The 19,031-nt window shown below is 39.8% G+C and carries 15 protein-coding genes; 12 read left to right on the top strand and 3 right to left on the bottom strand.

Going from position 1 to position 19,031, the window contains the following annotated elements; translation table 11 throughout:
• Positions 1–4: 4 nt before the first annotated feature.
• Complete coding sequence (locus Q4567_RS05600) at positions 5–679, top strand: RluA family pseudouridine synthase (protein WP_216047390.1); 675 nt, start codon at positions 5–7, stop codon at positions 677–679.
• Positions 680–726: 47 nt separating this feature from the next.
• Here the strand turns inward: Q4567_RS05600 and Q4567_RS05595 are convergent, their stop codons facing one another.
• Together Q4567_RS05595 and Q4567_RS05590 are read right to left on the bottom strand one after the other, a co-directional pair.
• Positions 727–1,701: a diguanylate cyclase gene (locus tag Q4567_RS05595; protein ID WP_216047391.1), complete on the bottom strand. Its 975-nt coding sequence runs from the start codon at positions 1,699–1,701 to the stop codon at positions 727–729.
• Positions 1,691–2,710 (bottom strand): response regulator, encoded by a 1,020-nt coding sequence (locus Q4567_RS05590; RefSeq protein WP_303499660.1) that lies wholly within the window; start codon positions 2,708–2,710, stop codon positions 1,691–1,693. The genes Q4567_RS05595 and Q4567_RS05590 overlap by 11 nt, the downstream gene beginning before the upstream one ends.
• Positions 2,711–3,366: 656 nt before the next feature.
• On the opposite strand from Q4567_RS05590, the gene Q4567_RS05585 reads away from it, so the two are divergent.
• The 11 genes from Q4567_RS05585 (at position 3,367) to Q4567_RS05535 (ending at position 16,271) form a co-directional block, all read left to right on the top strand.
• A complete protein-coding gene (locus tag Q4567_RS05585) occupies positions 3,367–4,692 on the top strand; it encodes a sigma-54 dependent transcriptional regulator (protein WP_216047393.1) in 1,326 nt (441 codons plus the stop codon).
• A gap of 17 nt (positions 4,693–4,709) precedes the next feature.
• A complete protein-coding gene (locus tag Q4567_RS05580) occupies positions 4,710–4,937 on the top strand; it encodes a histidine kinase (protein WP_216047394.1) in 228 nt (75 codons plus the stop codon).
• Between the two features lie 41 nt (positions 4,938–4,978).
• A complete protein-coding gene (locus Q4567_RS05575; protein WP_216047395.1) occupies positions 4,979–6,451 on the top strand; it encodes an ATP-binding protein in 1,473 nt (490 codons plus the stop codon).
• 28 nt (positions 6,452–6,479) lie between these two features.
• Positions 6,480–6,938 carry a response regulator gene (locus Q4567_RS05570; protein ID WP_216047396.1) on the top strand — a complete coding sequence of 153 codons (459 nt, stop codon included), beginning with the start codon at positions 6,480–6,482 and terminating at the stop codon, positions 6,936–6,938.
• Between the two features lie 22 nt (positions 6,939–6,960).
• The gene (locus Q4567_RS05565; RefSeq protein WP_303499656.1) at positions 6,961–8,919 is read left to right on the top strand and encodes a hybrid sensor histidine kinase/response regulator; all 1,959 of its coding nucleotides are present in this window, start codon (positions 6,961–6,963) and stop codon (positions 8,917–8,919) included.
• Between the two features lie 213 nt (positions 8,920–9,132).
• Positions 9,133–10,305 (top strand): mechanosensitive ion channel family protein, encoded by a 1,173-nt coding sequence (locus Q4567_RS05560; protein ID WP_216047398.1) that lies wholly within the window; start codon positions 9,133–9,135, stop codon positions 10,303–10,305.
• Positions 10,306–10,414: 109 nt separating this feature from the next.
• On the top strand, positions 10,415–12,430 hold the full coding sequence (locus Q4567_RS05555; protein WP_303499655.1) for an extracellular solute-binding protein: 2,016 nt from the start codon (positions 10,415–10,417) through the stop codon (positions 12,428–12,430).
• Between the two features lie 141 nt (positions 12,431–12,571).
• The gene (locus Q4567_RS05550; RefSeq protein ID WP_216047399.1) at positions 12,572–13,402 is read left to right on the top strand and encodes a prephenate dehydratase domain-containing protein; all 831 of its coding nucleotides are present in this window, start codon (positions 12,572–12,574) and stop codon (positions 13,400–13,402) included.
• 199 nt (positions 13,403–13,601) lie between these two features.
• Positions 13,602–14,237, top strand: a complete 636-nt coding sequence (locus tag Q4567_RS05545) for a glutathione S-transferase family protein (protein ID WP_303499653.1) — start codon at positions 13,602–13,604, stop codon at positions 14,235–14,237.
• Positions 14,238–14,446: 209 nt separating this feature from the next.
• Positions 14,447–15,433 (top strand): aldo/keto reductase, encoded by a 987-nt coding sequence (locus tag Q4567_RS05540; RefSeq protein ID WP_216047401.1) that lies wholly within the window; start codon positions 14,447–14,449, stop codon positions 15,431–15,433.
• A 73-nt stretch (positions 15,434–15,506) separates the two neighbouring features.
• Complete coding sequence (locus Q4567_RS05535) at positions 15,507–16,271, top strand: sulfite exporter TauE/SafE family protein (RefSeq protein ID WP_303499652.1); 765 nt, start codon at positions 15,507–15,509, stop codon at positions 16,269–16,271.
• Between the two features lie 91 nt (positions 16,272–16,362).
• Here the strand turns inward: Q4567_RS05535 and Q4567_RS05530 are convergent, their stop codons facing one another.
• The gene (locus Q4567_RS05530; RefSeq protein WP_216047403.1) at positions 16,363–18,864 is read right to left on the bottom strand and encodes a S8 family serine peptidase; all 2,502 of its coding nucleotides are present in this window, start codon (positions 18,862–18,864) and stop codon (positions 16,363–16,365) included.
• Positions 18,865–19,031: the final 167 nt, after the last annotated feature.

Raw genomic sequence — 19,031 nt, 5'->3', positions numbered from 1 at the left:
GGCTGTGAATAATATCATCGTCGATACTTTTGTGGCACCAAAATGCCTAGAAAAGATAAACATACTTTATCAAGATGCGTCTATTTTGTTGATTAATAAACCCAGTGGTTTGCTTTCGTTATCGGGTAAAAACCCGCTGAATTACGATTCGGTCCATTTTCGTTTAGTTCAAGAGTTTAGTTGGGCCACTATGGTTCACCGCTTGGATCTAGGTACATCCGGTATTATGGTAGTTGCTTTGAATAAACAAGCTAATTCCCATCTGGCTAAGCAATTTCAAATGCGTACTGTGCAAAAATCCTATATTAGTTTACTCCAAGGCCACCTTAATCAGAATACTGGCCAAATTAGTCAACCTATAGCCAAGGATCCAAACCTGTTTCCTAAAGTCAAAATCTGTTCTATTCACGGTAAAGAAGCGGTGACTAATTACAGTGTTCTGGAACGACTAAACAGTCCTTACGCAACTCGTGTTCGTTATCGTCCTCAAACGGGCAGAACCCATCAACTACGGATTCACAGTGAATATCTTGCGCACCCCATTTTAGGTTGTGATTTATACGGTACTTGTGACAGTTACAAAGCTGCTAACAGACTAATGTTACATGCTGAAAGCATAGAGTTTGAACATCCGACAACAGGTAAAAAAGTGCAGGGGATATGCCCAGCACCATTTTAAATCCAACCATGTTTTCTAATTTTTCGTAGTCAGGGTTTGTCCTATACTTATTTAGTTGAAGCGAATTCCGCTACCCTATTATCGAATACGCAGACTTGGTTTTTGCCTAGTGCCTTTGCTCGATAAAGAGCCTGGTCAGCACTTTTAATTAAAATTGTTGGTTTATCGTTTCTATTCGGTATTAAGCAGTGCATACCGATACTGACTGTGGTTTTTACGGCTATTTTTTTATCTTCATCTTTGCGTAACGACATGGCCGTTTTTTCAACAAGCTTGCGAATATCTTCGGCCACTTTTAATGCACCAGCATGATCTGTATTGGGAAGAATACAAGCGAACTCCTCTCCGCCATATCGCGCGACTAAGTCATCGGGACGATGTGCACAAGAGGTTATTTTTTGCGCCAATATTTTCAAAAATTTGTCTCCGGCCTGGTGTCCATAGCTGTCATTCAAATGTTTGAAGTTATCTGCATCTATCATCAGCAGTGCTAGTGGCGTTTGCTCCCGAGCACAAGATAACCAGTCAGTTGTTAACTGCTCATCGAATTGATAACGATTACTTACCCCAGTTAAACCGTCTATTAAAGCCAGCCTGCGTAACAGATCCGATTGACGTTTTAGCTGCGCGTGACTCTGTACTCTGGCCCAAGTAATGGTGGTATTTATGGGTTTGCGGATAAAGTCTACTCCGCCTACCTCAAAACCTCTGACTTCGTCGGCTTCATCAATATTAGAGGTGATAAAAATGACCGGAATGTGTGAAGTTAGCACATTTTCCTTAATTTTTTCACAGGCCTGAAAGCCATCCAAGTGCGGCATATTGATATCAAGCAAAATTATATCTGGGAGCAATTCATTTGCCATTTCAACGCACTTAACCCCATCACTTGCCATAAAAATATGGAAGTCATTTTGAAATACTTCGTAAATCTGTCTGACCACAAGAGGCTGATCATCGGCTATCAGCATTATCGGTGTTCGATTTGAAATGTTGCCAAAACCTACCTGTTTATTTGTCATTAGTTTTACCCTGTTGACCATGGCCTGATTGATTTAGTAAGAAGTTTAATGCGGGTTCAAATTTTAACTGGTCTATATATTTCTTGACTGTTATTAACTCATTTTCGTTAGGGTACTGCTGTTGCAATTTATCAACATATTGAATGATAGTGAGATCATTTTGCTGTAAAAACTGAATGATCTTTTTACGTTGCTGAGGTTGCAATTTGGACTCGCGAGTTTCTTGTGAAGGCAGATTGTTTTCAGTGGGTACGAACAAATTCTGCAAGCGCTGTAGATTGGAAGCATGGAGTTTAGGAAGCGTTTCTAACATCTTCGCTAGTTGAGCATCGTGCAGTTGATTCTTTTTCACTGACTCATGAAATGTATTCACGTAATTGTAAACATCATTTGCTCCTATTGTGCCAGATATTCCTTTTAAGGCATGCAGCGCTGTACCTATTTGGTTAATATCTTTAGTGCTTTTTAGCACATCGAATTGTTGAATAAATTCTTGCGCGTACAGTGGTATTAAATTTATCACTAACTCTTGATTATGACCAAAGCGCTCGAGCACTTGCTGTTTTAGGTCACTGTCAGACAAAGAACCAGGGCAAGTCACAGCTTTATCCAACTCAGTAGGTTGCTTATCCAAAACCGCCAGAATAGCCTCACATAACTTGTGCAAACTAATGGGCTTAGCTAGGTGCCCGTTCATACCTATTTGGTAATAATTCAATTGATCTTCAGGTAAGTGATCGGCAGTCGCGGCAATAATCGGTAGCTCATCGAATCGACGGTCTTGTCGAATTTTTTTGGTGGCGGCTAAACCGTCCATCACAGGCATATTGATATCAATTAAAAGCACGTCAAACCTATTTGGACTGATGTGCAGTTGTGTAAGCACTTGTTCTCCATTTTCAACCGCCAATACGGTTGCACCTGACAGCTCGAGTAGACGTTTTAAAGCTTCCAACGTCAGCGCATTATCGTCTGCTATCAGAATGGATATGCCAGCTAATCTTTTCACCTATAAATACACCTTATCTTTATGTGTCAAGAGACGGTTGTACGAAGTTTAAATCGTAAGTAGCTAGTAAGCCTGTCGACAGCAATCTACATGTGATTGACCTAATCAACGTGATAGACTGAAACTTCGGTTTATTTTCGCAATGGGTTTAATTTGGCTGTGGAATGCTAGAAATCGAAACCATCATTTTTATGCGCTTTACAAATTGAGCATTGCAACTTGCGCACCAAGACGGATAGGCTAAGCCAGTTAGTGTTAATAGTTCGGTGGTGTCTAAAGTCTAATATCTTAGGGGCGTGTTAATTTGACTGAGATTACTTATTCAAAGTGAATCTGTCATGAGTAAAATTTTCAATAGTGTGAAAAATTTGCACGAATTATTTGGCTTAGTGAGCTTTGAGTGGACACTTATTCGTCGATAAAACGTTACTAAAACAATGATGTCGTTTAATTTTTTGATGATAGGTTGGTACTAAAAAATGCAAGGTTAATGGTCAATCCGGCTATTATGAACTAAAAATGGAAGCATATTCTGAAGATTGAAAAAACGAGTTCAGGAACAATAAGAATAAGAATTGCAAATAGTTAAGTGATGTTTCTCAACTTCGTAACAAATTTATGTTGTTTCAACATACTGATTTTTAAAGGACGATGACGTGTTAAAAGTATTATTGGTTGATGATGATAGCGAGTTTACAGATGTTGCCTATCAAATTATTGAATTTCTGGGCCATGAAGTATCTGTAGCTGGCTCTTTAAAAGAAGCCAGACAATGGCTTGAGCATCAACATTTTGATCATATTTTACTAGACTTTATGTTGCCTGACGGCAGCGGACTGCACTTAATTGACGAATTGAACTTAAACAGCACAAAGCAAACCTTTATCACTTTAATTACTGGACACCCTTCAGTAAAAGGTATGTTGGCAGGCTTATGCGGCCCAAATGTTAATTATCTAGTGAAGCCATTACAGCGTGAAGACATCGAACAAGTGTTGAATCGCAAAACTAAAAAAACAGCTAAAAAACAAAACAATTCTTTGCACTTCGGTTGTTTGATTGGTGAGTCAGCAATAATGAAAGAGCTGTATTTAATGATTGAGAGAGTGGCTAAAACTAATGCCAACGTTATGTTGATGGGAGAAAGTGGTGTAGGTAAAGAAGTAGTCGCTCAAGCCATCCATTCAGCTAGTGATTGCGAGGGTCCCTTAGTGGCTACCAACTGTGGGGCTTTATCTAAAGAACTGATCGGTAGTGAATTATTTGGTCACGAAAAAGGTGCGTTTACCGGCGCCGTTGGACGTAAAGAGGGGGTGTTTGAACGAGCGGAAAATGGCACCCTTTTTCTAGATGAAGTCACTGAAATGCCTATTGATATGCAGCCCAACTTATTGCGGGTTTTAGAATCTAAACGAGTAACGCGATTGGGAGGCACTAAAGAAATCGACGTCAATTGTCGAGTGGTTTCCGCGACCAATAGAAATATTAGTGAATTGGCTGAAAGCAAAGTATTACGGGAAGACATCTATTTCCGTTTAGCTGTGTTCCCAATTGATATTCCCACCCTACGAGAGCGAAAAGAAGACATCCCTTTGTTAGCGCAAGCGTTTCTTGAAGAGCTTAATGCGGAAAATGGCACATCTTTTGCTTGGAATGAAGCTCAATTAAAACGATTATCAGAATATGATTGGCCAGGTAATGTAAGAGAACTTCGCCACGCCGTGCATCGGGCTTTCATTATGAGTGATCCTGAGTCATCAAATATTGATTTACCGAGCAGCTTTGCTTCACCGTTCGCTTCTAATAAAAAAGCGTCGAATCAAATTTCAGCTGGGCAAACTATCGAAAATGTTGAAAAAGAATTGATACGGGCGACCCTTGAAAAGGTTAATGGTAGTAAAACCCTTGCTGCCGAAATGCTCGGAATCAGCACAAAAACGCTTTATAACCGTCTTCACGCCTACGGTGATTTTGAAGAGTAATAGTAATAGGAATTTCAATGACGATAACAAGTAATGAAAATCTCGATATCCGAACCATGATTCATGACGCGAGAGGTCCTTTAAACCGGATTTCAATGAATGCCGAGTTAGTCAAATTAGTACTAGAGAATGATTTACCGCGTGATAAAGCGCTTGATGCATTGAATAAAATTATTACTGCTTGTCAAGACTGTAGCGACAAGCTCCAAGCAATAAGTAATTCCCATAAAAACATTGGCGAATAACGTCGTTGTTTCACCTTAGTTTAGTCATAGAGTGAGAATATATGAAACAACGACGTTTATTTGGCAATACTGTTTTTACCTGGTTTACCGTCACTATCATCGTATTGGGGGTAATCAGTGTTAACGCTTATTTAGCGGTGAAAACTACCAAAGACCTGGCTAAAGTCCAAGAAAGTTTGACTAATACAGGTAATGTTATTTTGGTGCTTGATGAGTTACATCTGATGATACTTGCCGCTGAAAGCAGTCAACGGGGATATCTATTAACCGAAATTGAAGAATACCTTGCACCTTATATTAATTCAGTAAAACAACTGTCTGATCAGATTGAAAAAGTTCGTGTAGTTGAAGTTGAAATTGTGGGTCAAAGAGCCTTGATCGACGAAATAATTAGGCTTACTGAAATGAAAATGGAAGAAATGGAAAAGACCGTTTTGCTTGCCCAAGCGGATAAAGAGCGTTCGGCAATTCGGCTGGTCAAGGGAGGTGAGGGTAACGAATTGACCAAAGATCTAGACCAGTTGTTTTCGCAAATAATTGACAATGAATTGACCTATCGGAATTTTTTGTACAGCAAATTAAATCGCTCTGAAAAAGAATCTGTATTTACTTTCTTTACTTCCGCTATCACCAGCGCTTTATTGCTACTCGGTTTAATTGTGTTAGCTAGATTAAATTTGGTAAGTGAAGAAAAATTCAGAAATTCATTGGAAAAACAAAATCAAAACCTCGCGCTGAAAGTGGATGAGCGAACTGAAAAGTTAACGGTTTATTCAGAAGAGCTTGCTCGCAGCAATAGAGAGCTGGAAGATTTTGCTTTTGTCGCTTCTCATGATTTACAAGAGCCATTACGTAAAATTCGTGCCTTTGGCGATAGGCTGCATTCCGATTATTCTGAGCAACTCGGAGAAAAAGGGGCGGACTATCTAAATCGCATGAAGAATGCGGCTGAGCGTATGTCTAATTTAATTAGCGATTTACTCGAGTTTTCTCGGGTATCCACCCGAGGTAAAGATTTTACTGATGTCGAAATGTCGACTGTAATTTCGGCGATTGAAAGTGATTTGGAAATCGCTATTGAAGAAAGCAAAACCAAGCTTATCGTCTCTGAATTACCTGTAATAAAAGGTGATCCCAGTCAGATGAACCAATTGTTTTTAAATTTATTGTCAAATGCGATTAAATTTAGAAAACCAGATGTTGCTCCGGTGATTGAGTTGCAATACCAACTTGAACAGAGTGCAGGCGTTGATGGTAAATCCAGTGGCGATATGCATGTCTTTATTTTAAGCGACAACGGTGTGGGTTTTGAAAACGAATTTGCAGAAAAAATATTTGTTCCATTTCAGCGATTACATGGGCGAAATGAATATAAAGGAACAGGGATAGGTCTAGCGGTATGTCGACGCATTGTTGAGCGACATGGCGGGACTATCTCTGCGACCAGTGAATTGGGTAAAGGGTCGACTTTTGTGATTAAATTACCTACCGATGCTGTACTTAACAAAATTTAATTTAAGAAATAAATAAGAAAGGAAGTAAATGCCTTATTCAAATAAAAAGTCATTAATAATCTTAATGGCAGATGACGATGATGATGACCGATTGTTAGCACAAGATGCTTTGAACGAAAGTCGAGTGTTGAATAGTCTTAAGTGTGTGGAAGACGGCGTAGAGTTAATGCACTACTTAAAGCGCGTGGGGAAATATGCTGATAAGGAGATGTACCCTCGACCCGGTTTAATTCTGCTCGACTTGAACATGCCTCGCAAAGATGGTCGCGAGGCGCTGGCAGAAATCAAAGCTGATCCAGATTTAAGAAGTATTCCTGTGGTTATTTTAACGACTTCTAAAGAAGAAGAAGACAAAATCAAAGGATATGGTTTAGGGGCTGCTTCTTACATCACTAAACCGGTTAATTTTGAAGGTCTAGTGGAAGTAATGAAGGCACTCGGAAAATATTGGGTAGAAATTGTAGAATTACCCGAGAACAAAGAGTAATTGACCAAGGTGATTGATTAATATGGATGTGAAGTCAGCGCGAATTTTGATCGTGGAAGATGACGAAGATGATTATATTCTAACGCACGATCAATTGGAAAAACTCGACCGTCATCGATTCGAGATCGATTGGGTGACAAACTTAGAAGATGCATTAGAGCAATTAAAACGTAATGATCATGAGATTTGTTTACTCGACTATCATCTTGGTGCCTATACAGGTATCGACGTTTTAGATAAGGCCCAAGCACTAGGATCTCATGTTCCGATTATCATGCTAACTGGACAGTCGGATGACGATCTCGACAGATTAGCATTGAAAGCGGGGGCCGCTGATTTTTTAGTTAAGGGAGATATAACCAACGCTAGATTTACTCGAGCGATCCGCTATGCGATTTCTCGAGGTGAGATTGAAAAAGCACGGCAGCAAAGTTTAGACGCTGAGATTGAAAGTCGTTCTAAAGACAGGTTTATAGCCCATTTGAGCCATGAATTGCGAACCCCACTGACTTCTATTTTGGGCTATACCGAACTGTTATTAAACGGTGACAAAGCCAAAGATGCACAAAAAGAATTATCAACAATTCTAAATAATGGGCAGCACTTACTTAGTCTACTTAATGACATTCTTGATTTATCGAAAATCGCGGCAGGAAAACTGCAACTAAAACCTGCAGATGTGATGCTAAGCAGTTTTGTTGGTGACATATTGACGCTAATGCAAATGCCAGCCAATGAAAAAGGGTTGAGTCTTAAATTTTATTCGTCACCTCAAGTGCCTGAATTCATAAATGCTGATCCGACTCGTCTTCGCCAAGTCATCATCAATTTATTGTTCAATGGGATTAAATTTACTGATTCTGGAGAGGTATCCCTTACCGTTGATTTTGATCCTGAGCATCCTGAACAAATTCGATTCATAGTGTGTGATACCGGTATTGGTATTGCTGAGAGTGAAATCGACGTTATTTTTATTCCTTTTCAGCAACTCGAAGATGTAACGCTAAAAAGAGAGCAGGGAGCTGGGCTGGGTCTCGCGATTGCCACCGAATTAATTAGACGGATGGAAGGCGAGATAAATGTTACTTCAGAATTGGGTAAGGGCAGTGAATTTACCGTTAGTCTAAAGCTTCCTAAACAGTTTAGGGAAAACCTTAAGCCTTTAAACGTGAAAGTCTCTGATTTAGTGGCCACTGAACAATATGCACCACTGCGCGGGAAAATACTCATTGTCGATGATTTGCTTGATATAAGACAGTTAGTCGGTGAAATGTGTCGCTCATTTGGCTTAGAAGTGTTTTTCGCAGCAGATGGAAGTCAGGCTTTAGAGGCTATTAAACAGCCTGACAGCGCGTTTGATCTAGTGGTAATGGACATTCATATGCCAGTCATGGATGGACGTAAAGCGATTGTTGAAATACGAAATTACGGTTTTTCCAAGCCTGTATTAGCATTAACTGCGGCCAATATGAAAGGCGTAGACATCGAACTTACCGCGTTGGGCTTTGACAACATTATTGGTAAGCCGATCGATCAAAGTTTACTGTATCAATCGATTGCTAAATATTTGAAGCACAATGCGCAAGGGACTAAATTAAAAACTGAAATCGCTAATCTAACATCAAGTTCAAAGCAGACGTTATCAACAGTATTAGTTGTAGAAGATGATGCAGATTCTGCTGAGTTAATCGTGCTTTTGCTTGATAGTCTTGGCATCAATGCGCAGCGTGCCAGTTCCTGTGAAACCTGTTTAAAACTGATCGCGCAGAATGAGTTATACAGTCATATTCTACTGGATAAAAATCTGCCTGATGGCAATGGCCTAAATTTAGCGACAGAAATTAGTCGAATTCAGCCTAATTGTGATCTCATTATTATCAGTGGCGAAGAAGTCAGTGCTGAAGAGTTAAGGAGTCACGGTATAAGCAATTCATTGCTCAAGCCAATTAGTCTACAACAGCTGCAAAGTGTATTTTCTTAGCTTTTTGTAACTGATTGATTTGCTCAATAAGTGAGTAGAATTGATATATTTAGGAAAACTTATCGCTATTTAGCTCGTGCTTTTACTGACAACAACAATTAGTGCTTTTTAAAACCATGGCTTATCGGTATTGAATATGTTGTTCATACACACGAGAAGGACGTAGTGTAGAGTCCTATTTGAGTTCATTTTTTAATGGGGTGTGAATTTTTTATGCTAAAAATATGGGCTTACAGGGCTTTATTCTTATTCGCTGTAGTGTGTCCACAGCTCCACGCGCAAAGCGATCTTGGTCCACCTCCAACAATCGTAGAAGAATCAAATGTTATCTGGGATGAAATTCAGTCCTATTGGCTAGAATTCCTGCAAGGATTGCCCTCGGTGATTTTTGGTTTGGCAATTTTTATCGTTTTCTATCTCTCGTCTCGTTATATCTCAGAGTTAATGCTCAAGCCTCTTTCATACATGAGTTCTAGTTTACTTATCAGAGTAGTCATTCGTCGAATTTTTCAATTACTTATTATTCTGTTGGGAACTTATATCTTTCTGCGTTTCGCAGGTTTGAGTGAATTCGCTGTGGCAATTTTAAGTGGCACAGGGGTGGTTGGTTTAATCATCGGTTTTGCATTTAAAGATATCGCTGAAAACTTTATTTCTAGTTTGTTATTGAGTATTCAAAAGCCTTTTAAAATAGGCGATATTATTGAAGTTGATAACCGAATTGGAGTGGTAAAACAGGTAACCGCTAGAGCAACCACACTATTAGATTTTGACGGAGATCATATTCAAATACCCAATTCGACAGTTTATAAAAATGTCATAAGAAATGTGAGTGCTAACCCTAATTCACGAGGCAACTTTGTTATTGGTGTTGGTTATGATTCAAGTGTTGTAGATGCGCAAAAGTTAGCAATGACGGTGTTGCAAATCACCGAAGCAGTGTTAGATGATCCCGAACCCCAAGTTTTAGTGGATAATCTTGCCTCTTCAACAATCAACCTTAAAGTGTATTTTTGGATTAACACGCATCAACACAGTTTGTTAAAAGTATCGTCGTTATTGATGAGAACCATATTAAGTGAGTTTGAAAAAGCGGGTATTAGTATGCCCGATGATGCACGAGAAGTAATTTTTCCTGAAGGTGTTAAATTAATCGGCGCAGAGCAGGTGATTTCCGAATCTCAAGAAAGCCAGCAGAGTGGCCAAAAAACCAATAAGCGTTTGAAAAAACAGGAAAGTAAATTGGATAATCAATCTCTATCAACTAGAATAGAAAGCGAAGAACAAGGGACAGAACATATAGATGATTTGAGTAGTGATGCAGATACTATTCGTGAACAGGCTAATTCGGCAAGGGACCCGGAACAGGGACAAAATATACTTTAAATTGAATATTAAATTTTGTGTTGATGGATAAAAGGAGTCATCCTAATTGAAGAGTATGCAACGTACATATCTTTCCTTTTTGTATCTTAAGATTTTTAAGGTCTGCTGTGTGTTGTGTCTATTCTTTATGAGCGCGGTAGGAGCTAAAGAACTATTATTGCTAGCTGCACAAGAACACGAACCTTACCTCGGAAAAAATTTACCTAATCAAGGCTACGTGCATCAAATTGTTACTGAAGCATTCGCAAGAAAAGACGTTCATGTTGAGTTTGTTTATTATCCTGCAGCGAGGGCTCAGAAACTTGCTGCTGAAGGCAAGGTCGATGGAATTTTGCCGGTTTATTTCAGTGATACTCTTTCTCAGACTTTTTTATATTCTGCTCCTTTCCCAGGGGATGTCATTGGCCTTTTAAAACGCAAAGATACTGCAACTTCTGTTGCGATTGATAAAAATAATAGTGTCAATGAAACATTGCAAGGCTTGAGTAAATACCATTTTGGTTTGGTTCGCGGAAGCGCTTCTGAACACTTGGTTGACCAAACTCATTTTCTAAGTAAGCAATACGTCTCAAATAATTTAATCAATATTGATAAGTTGTTCGCCCGACGCATTGATTTTGCGCTAATAGATAAATACAGCGCTGGTCATCTAATCGTGTCGCACCGTCCTCATATGATTGGAAAATTAGAATTTGTTTACCCTCCACTTGTAGACAAAGAGTTTCATATAGCCTTTACAAAAAGTAATTCAAATGCACAGAGATGGGTGAATTTATTTAATCAAGGTTTAGCATCGATGATTGCTGATGGCCGATTTGCCAATATTTTGGCCAGGCATGGTTTTTCGTCTTCACCTAAAGAGATAGATAAGGATCTTCAAAATCAAAAATTAGTGATAGGTACGGTGAATAATGCTGACATGCTGATTTTAAAAGACCTTTCTTCTCATTTCGAGTTGGATAATCCTGATGTGCAACTTGAATGGAAAGTGTTAGATGAAGGTGTGTTACGCAAGAGGTTGTTAACTGATCTAGCTATTTCTGCAGGGCAGTTTGATGTTATGACCATTGGTTCTTATGAAATACCCATCTGGGCAAAAAATGGCTGGATTGCGCCGATCGATTCATTGCCTGAAGAATATGGTTTAGACGACATAGTTGACAGTGTGAAAAACGATGTCTCTGTAGACAAACAACTTTTTGCCCTGCCTTTTTATGCTGAGTCCTCGGTAACCTATTACCGTTCAGACTTATTTAAACAAGCTGATATTGTTATGCCAAAACAGCCTACGTTTAATCAAATATATGAATTTGCCAATAAACTAAATGCACCTGAAAAAGGTGTTTACGGTATTTGTCTGCGAGGTAAAGGTGGTTGGGGTTCAAATTTGGCATTGATCACCACTATGGTAAATAGCTATGGGGGTAGTTGGTTTGACTTAAATTGGCGTCCTCAAATTGAATCGAAAGAGTGGCACAACGCAGTTTCTATGTATGTGGATTTGCTTACCAAATTTGGCCCCCCCAATGCTGTGGAAAATAATTATATTGAAAACCTAGATTTATTCCTAAAAGGAAAATGTGCTATTTGGGTTGATGCCTCAATTGCCGCGAGTTCTTTGGTTAATTCGACTCAGTCGACGTTTAGCCAAAATATCCAAATGGCCAATGCTCCCATAGCTAAATATAAGAATGGTTCTAATTGGTTATGGACGTGGTCGTTAGCAATACCAAGTTCTTCGTCAAATAAGGATGCGGCCCTTAAGTTTGCACAGTGGGCCACTTCGGCCGAATACATTCAGTTAGTCGCTGCAAAATATGGTTGGCAATCCATCCCCCAAGGGACTCGCAAGTCAATATATAAAAAACCTGAATATTTGCAAGCTGCCCCCTTTGCGCCTGTCGTAATTGACACCATCAATAACATCGATTTGTATCACTCTACGTTCCAGCCCAGTCCTTATTTGGGAGTACAATTTGTACCTATTGCTGAATTTACTTCAATGGGAGATCAAGTTGGTATGTTGCTAGAAAAAGCGTTGAAAAAAGAACTTACAGTAGAGTCTGCGTTAAAACAAAGTCAAGACTTGGTTGATAAACAAATGCGTATATCGGGTTACTATTAATCCTAAATACAACTTAGATGAGATTCCTTCACTAAAATTTCCTGCTTAAATCGCCTATTCGGCAGCTAAAAGTTTATCAGCTACTGTTGCGACGTATCCGGAACGTGTACAATCGGTTTCTTGTATTAAGAACAAGATGTTATGAAAAAAATAGCGACTTTAGGCCCTCCAGGCACATTCTGTGACATGGCCACAGGTATTTATACCGCCAATCAATCTGATATCTATCAAGTGGAGTATTTTCCAACGATTGTGGGTACGCTCGCAGAAATCGGTAATAGCTGTGATATTGGTATTATTCCCATCGAAAACTTTTCGGAAGGCTTTATCGCACTTGTTCTTGATGAACTCATTGCTGCTGACTTACATGTGGTCAGCGAGATTATACTGCCCATCAAGTTTTCTATGATCAGTAATGCTAATGCGTTATCTGACATTCAACAATTGTACGTGCAGTTTGTTGCTCGTGGACAATGTTTTGAGTTTTTAGATGGGCTTAGCAATGCAAAAATTGTCACCACAGATAGTAATATTGAATCGTTAAATCGATTTAAAGACTCAGAAATACCCAGTGCGGCTATTGTTCCATCAACCTCTTACCGCAAAAGTGATTTTCCATTGGTGGTTGAGGAAGTTAACGACTATAAAAATAATCAAACCCGATTTTTAGTCATGTCAAAAACGGTACAACCTACACCAGAAGAAGCCGATAAAACCAGCCTGATCGTCCTTGATGACCATGATCATCCCGGATATTTGGGGGAAGTTTTACTTTCGTTTTCTAAACGAAATATCAATCTAACCTCAATAATTTCTCGTCCCACACGGAAAACATTTGGTAAGTACCATTTTTTTATTGATTTCGACGGTAATATTGATGATCCGATTGTTGCCGAGGCACTATCTGAAATCGGTAAAACCAACAATCTCAAATTGCTTGGTTCTTACAAAAAGGCGAAAAGTCTGAGTTGACGCTTTGTTATAGACCTGGTTTTGAGGGGTTACCAAGCAGTTTAGATTATAGGTATGTTTAGTCATGTTTTATTGCCAAGAGGCTGGTAAATATCTATTACATACACAGCTATTTCACAATAACTGCGGGGCAATTAAATGCGTGTAATTATCATCATCTGATAATTGCAATTCTAAGTCTGATTAACATAGGTAATATATGTCTGAGATAACGTTATTTGCGATGCCAGGAAGTTGCTCGAGAGTGTCTTTGATTTTGTTAGAAGAGGCGAAGGCAAAATACGATATTCATTGGGTGAACTTAATGAAAGCGGAGCACAAATCAGCGGAATTTAAGCAAATCAATCCAAAATCAAAAGTCCCAGCTCTGGCCGTTGAAAGTCAGGTTTTGACTGAAAATCCAATGATTATAAAATATATTAGCGAACGATTCCCTGAAGCTAATCTGTTGCCTAAGGTGGATTCTGGCTTAGCAGAATATCAACAAATATCCGATCTATGTTTTTGTTCATCCACTATACATCCGTTGGTCACTCGATTTTGTATCCCCGCATTTTTTGCAGATGAAAACGGCATGCCGAGCGTGAAAGCAAAAGCGCTTGAGGCGCTAATGGATTCATTGGCTTGGGTAGAGCAAAGATTAGCGGCAGGAAATTGGTGGTATGGAGAACAATGGAGTGCGGTGGATGCCTATATCTTTTGGATTATTTCAAGGTTGCAGCGCTGCGAGTTTAGCTTAGCAACTTTACCCAATTTAGCCCATCACACCGAAAAAATGCTTAAACGCGACTCTGTTATAAATGCCTTAAACAAAGAGAAGCTTGCTAATTTTTAAAGCAAACTAGACTGGGATATTTTACATTTAATCACTACTGGCAAACGTTTAAGAGTTGCTCAAATTCAACATCATTTCGTCTATCTGTTGATATCGTATGAAGTTTGCTGCATCAAGGTATTCTTGGTTTGGTGGTGAGTCGAAATTATCTGTTGTTTAATTGAGGAAATCGACTAAATACAGAAATTATATGGAGTTAAAACGGGTATATGAAACAACGAAGTATAGTAGGGACTTGGGTATCTGAAATTGGTTTAGGGTGCATGAATTTAAGTCATGCATATGGGACTCCGCCAGCGGAAACTGAAGCTATAGGATTATTAGAAAAAGCCCTAGAGCTAGGAGTTACTCATTTTGATACCGCAGCTCTCTACGGTTTTGGCAATAATGAAAAGCTGGTAGGTAAGGTGCTTAAACCTCATCGTGAACGAATTTTCTTGGCCAGTAAATGTGGTATGCGGGGAATCAATGGCAAGCGAATAATTGATGGTAGCCCTAAAGCAATAAGGGAAACTATTGAGCAGTCTCTTTTAAGTCTGCAAACTGATGTGTTGGATTTATACTATTTGCACCGCTGGGATAAAAGTATTCCCATTGAAGAAAGTGTTGGAGAACTTTCTCGTTTAGTTACCGAAGGTAAAATAAAAGGGATTGGTTTGTCTGAAGTATCAGCCGTCACCCTAAGAAAAGCCCATGCAGAACATCCTATTTCAGCGCTACAAGCCGAATACTCATTGTGGACCCGCAACCCTGAAATAGCCTGTTTAGAAACCTGTTTAGAATTAGGAACGGCCTTTGTGGCATTTTCACCTTTAGCGCGAGGATTTTTAAGTGGTGATATTACCGATTCAAGTGGTTTTTTAGACAATGATATTCGAAAAAACATGCCTCGTTTTCAATCAGAAAACTTATCGAAAAATTTGAATCTACTTGAGCAATTACGGACTATCGCTGAAGAACATGAATGCACTCTATCGCAATTAAGTCTCGCCTGGTTATTGCACCAAGGACCACATGTGTTGCCCATTCCCGGTACTACACAAATAGCTCATTTAAAGGAAAATATGCGAGCCTCTAAAATCGTCCTAACACCAGAAGAGCTAATTAAACTAGAGAAGATTTTTGAACCAAGTAAGATTGCTGGTGGCCGTTATCCGGTTGCGACGCAATTAGAAATTGATACTGAAGAGTTTTAACATTAATTCATGCAGCGCAGATTAATTAGTTTAGTAATCCATCTTCATGGTATTCATTGTGGTGAAATAACATATGGATTTTATTGCTAACGATTTTTTAACGCCCACACTTTGCGTACTACTAATAATAGTCGCGGGTTTTACTTCGTTTGTCACCGCCGGTTTTGGTGCGGGTGGGGGGCTTTTTTTGTTAGTAGTGATGGCGGCTATTATGCCGATGTCTGCCGTCATACCGGTTCATGGTTTAGTGCAACTCGGCTCAAATGCTAATAGAGCAATATTAACCTACCGACATCTTGACCGAAAAATGCTGCTTTATTTTTCGTTAGGTGCAGTTATAGGCGCTTTTTCAGCTTCATTTGTGGTCACCCAATTACCGCTAACATTAATGAAGTTATTGTTAGGGGTATTTGTCATATATTTATTGTGGGCAACCACTCCGACGATCAAAGAGACTTCAACATTAGGAAGAATAATTGCCGGGATTGTAACAACGTTTTTGTCGATGTTTGTTGGCGCAAGTGGTCCACTAGTCGGCAGTTACATGTACATGAATAATTATGACAAACTGCGTTTTACAGCAACATTTTCAACCTGTATGACATTTCAACACTGTCTTAAAGCGTTGGTGTTTGGAGCGATAGGGTTCGCTTTTTGGGATTGGCTTCCATTAATTATTGCCATGGTCTTGAGTGGAACAATTGGGACTTGGCTTGGTATCAAACTGCTTAAAAGGCTCCCAGCAGAACGCTTCAAGTTCATTTTTAAAATAGTCCTCACGCTTATGTCTGTCCAGCTAATTTGGCAAGCTGGGATGAGTATACTTCAGGACCTTTAGGTTTGTTAAGGTGGGTAAATTACCCTGCTTTATTAATCTACATATGTAAAAAAGCCCCGAAAACGGGGCTTATAGTTGACTTAATTAATGGTTAAAACGAAACCGTGACCTCTTCAGAACATGCCGTGGTTTCATCACAGATCATGTAAACAAAGGTAGTGCCTGAGACTCTACGTTCTCTGTCACGATACACACCGGTATTCTCTACCGTTTCTAATAGCACACCATTTCGATAGACATCTACCATATCTGCGCTAGAACCAGTGTAAGACAGGTCGATACGCAAATTCCCGAAGCGTGACATATAAGATCTATCTACTTCTAACTCGATATCAACACTGGAAACAGCTACAGATTGCACTACCGTATCGGATTGACCTTCTGAGTCAGTAGTCGTCAACGAAACCTCATAACTGCCCGTTGCTGGGAATATGTGGACAGGATTTACATCTACCGATGTGCTGCCATCACCAAAGTCCCAAAGGTAGCTTACGATGTCATTATTTACATCAGTACTTTCATTTGTAAAGGTCGCTTGTAAACCATCGGATTCATAACTGAAGGCTGCAACTGGTGGCGCTATTGCAACTTCTCCGACACCAGTAATGGTTAATTCCCAACTGTTAAGTGTGCCGTTGTCGCCGTTATAAATGTCTAAGACATTCAAGGTCCAGTCACCAGTAGCTACTTCACCATCAAATGCACTAGATTCGAAGCTCTCTACAATGTCATCTTCACTGCCGCCGGTATTGGCAGTCAATACAGTAGATGTTCCTGCAGGCGAGGTGAGTGTTAGGACTAAATCTCCTCTATAGGTGTGGCTGATATTCACAAACGTACTGGTGCCAAACACTGTCAATGGATCTGCAATAGTTATAACAGAATCAATACCAATATCATCTGGATCTTCTTCGTTAGGAAGAGTTGGTATGGAAGTGTTATTACTGTATACGAAATCGTTTAGGCCTTGAGGGAATACAAATAAACCTAAGGTTTTCTCTTTAACAATGTCGCCACTGGTACCAGTTACCGTAAATTCATAATCGCCATAAGGAGTATCGTCTAAGGTGTCAACTGTGAGGGTGAAGGTGTCACCTGGTTCAACAGTGGTAGCCGATAACACACCTAAACCGGAAGTATCAGTAAGAGATAGGCTAACTTCGCCTTCCCAATCAGAAATACTACCGACTTCGAAAGTATATATTGCACTTTCGCCTGCGGTGATTTCTAGATTCACTGGGCTGACACTAAATTTAAAGCCTGGAGTAGGATCTGCATCTAATAGTGCTTGGTGAACATTGAGGCGCTTGCCTGTTACGGTTCGTCCTTGCATGACTGCATTATCGTCACCAGTGGTCATTAACAACTCTTTCATTTCAAGGGCCGTTAAATCAGGATTTAAAGACCACACTAGTGCAGCAGCTCCGGCAACATGTGGCGTGGCCATTGATGTGCCTGAATAACTGGAATATCCATTACCTGGTGTAGTGGATAAAATTGCACTGCCTGGCGCGGCCATATCAACGGAAGTTAAACCATAAGAATAGCCAGAATCGCCATCTGTACGGTTAACACTTGCCACTGCTAGAATATTATCGTTATCATAATTCGAAGGGTAGTGTGGGGTGATATCATTGTCTGTACCATCGTTACCCGCCGCGGCCACAAATAAAATGTCGGCATCACCTGCGGCTGTAATTGAATCTTTTAATGCTTGGCTGAAAGGACCGCCGCCCCAACTATTGTTAAGTGCACGTACGTTTACACCTGCATCTTTAAGAGAAACAAAATAATCGATACACTCAATCGCACCTGCGGTTTCACCAAATCCGTCTGCAGCAAGGAATTTACATCCAGCAATTGACACTTCGTGGTTAACACCAACTACACCAACACCATTATTACCGGTTGCACCAATGGTTCCTGATACGTGTGAACCATGTCCTTGATCATCCATAGGATCAGAATCGCCATTAACCGTATCAATACCATATATATCGTCGACATAGCCATTGCCGTCGTTATCGATACCATCATCGGCGATTTCGCCCGGATTCATCCACATATTATCGGTTAGATCTTCATGTAAATAATCAACACCAGTATCAATAACACCGATTACGATACTGCTATCTCCGGTGGTAATATCCCAAGCCTCAGGGGCATCAATATCAGCATCTTCTATGCCGCCGCTTTGTCCGGTATTATTTAATCCCCACAATGAACCAAAGTCGGGATCGTCTGGAATAAGTGCGGCTTTACTTATAATGTAGTTTGGTTCAGCGTATAAAACGGCTGGGTTAGCCCTAAGTGTTTCGAGTGCGGATTTAACTGATTTACCGGCTAGTTTTAATTTCGCTATTCGACCATTCATTAGATGAGAAAAACGGTCGTCAATTTCATCTCTGTTTAAATCTGTTATACGTGCAGCAACTCCGGCTCTTGCCGATTTCTTTTGGCTCGCAGAAACGCCGTCTTTATAGACAACAATTACTGAATCTGATTTATATGCATGGCTATTTGCAGCATGCACATTTGTAGCAGCCAGCGCTGGTAGCAGCGCCAGTGTGATCGCAGAAAGTTTGGCTTTCATAATTAAAGAATCCTAAATAAACACAAACAAACTTAGCTATTGGCTAAGCGACGGTTACAGATTCTCCAAACAACAAAACAATGAGTCTTACATTTACACAACTCAGTCACATTAACGCTATTCAATATGGCTTTTCCATCAAAAACGGTAAAAATACAACTTTTTTG

This window comes from Aliiglaciecola sp. 2_MG-2023, assembly GCF_030548145.1.
GTDB classification, from domain to species: domain Bacteria; phylum Pseudomonadota; class Gammaproteobacteria; order Enterobacterales; family Alteromonadaceae; genus Aliiglaciecola; species Aliiglaciecola lipolytica_A.
Note: the sequence above shows the minus strand (reverse complement) of the source record. Positions and strands in the feature narration are given on the sequence as shown.

Excerpts from the sequence above, each read along its gene's own strand:
- Q4567_RS05595 (WP_216047391.1), bottom strand. The coding sequence starts at position 1,701 with ATGACAAATAAACAGGTAGGTTTTGGCAACATTTCAAATCGAACACCG.
- Q4567_RS05580 (WP_216047394.1), top strand. The coding sequence starts at position 4,710 with ATGACGATAACAAGTAATGAAAATCTCGATATCCGAACCATGATTCAT.
- Q4567_RS05575 (WP_216047395.1), top strand. The coding sequence starts at position 4,979 with ATGAAACAACGACGTTTATTTGGCAATACTGTTTTTACCTGGTTTACC.
- Q4567_RS05570 (WP_216047396.1), top strand. The coding sequence starts at position 6,480 with ATGCCTTATTCAAATAAAAAGTCATTAATAATCTTAATGGCAGATGAC.
- Q4567_RS05565 (WP_303499656.1), top strand. The coding sequence starts at position 6,961 with ATGGATGTGAAGTCAGCGCGAATTTTGATCGTGGAAGATGACGAAGAT.
- Q4567_RS05560 (WP_216047398.1), top strand. The coding sequence starts at position 9,133 with ATGCTAAAAATATGGGCTTACAGGGCTTTATTCTTATTCGCTGTAGTG.
- Q4567_RS05550 (WP_216047399.1), top strand. The coding sequence starts at position 12,572 with ATGAAAAAAATAGCGACTTTAGGCCCTCCAGGCACATTCTGTGACATG.
- Q4567_RS05545 (WP_303499653.1), top strand. The coding sequence starts at position 13,602 with ATGTCTGAGATAACGTTATTTGCGATGCCAGGAAGTTGCTCGAGAGTG.
- Q4567_RS05540 (WP_216047401.1), top strand. The coding sequence starts at position 14,447 with ATGAAACAACGAAGTATAGTAGGGACTTGGGTATCTGAAATTGGTTTA.
- Q4567_RS05535 (WP_303499652.1), top strand. The coding sequence starts at position 15,507 with ATGGATTTTATTGCTAACGATTTTTTAACGCCCACACTTTGCGTACTA.
- Q4567_RS05530 (WP_216047403.1), bottom strand. The coding sequence starts at position 18,864 with ATGAAAGCCAAACTTTCTGCGATCACACTGGCGCTGCTACCAGCGCTG.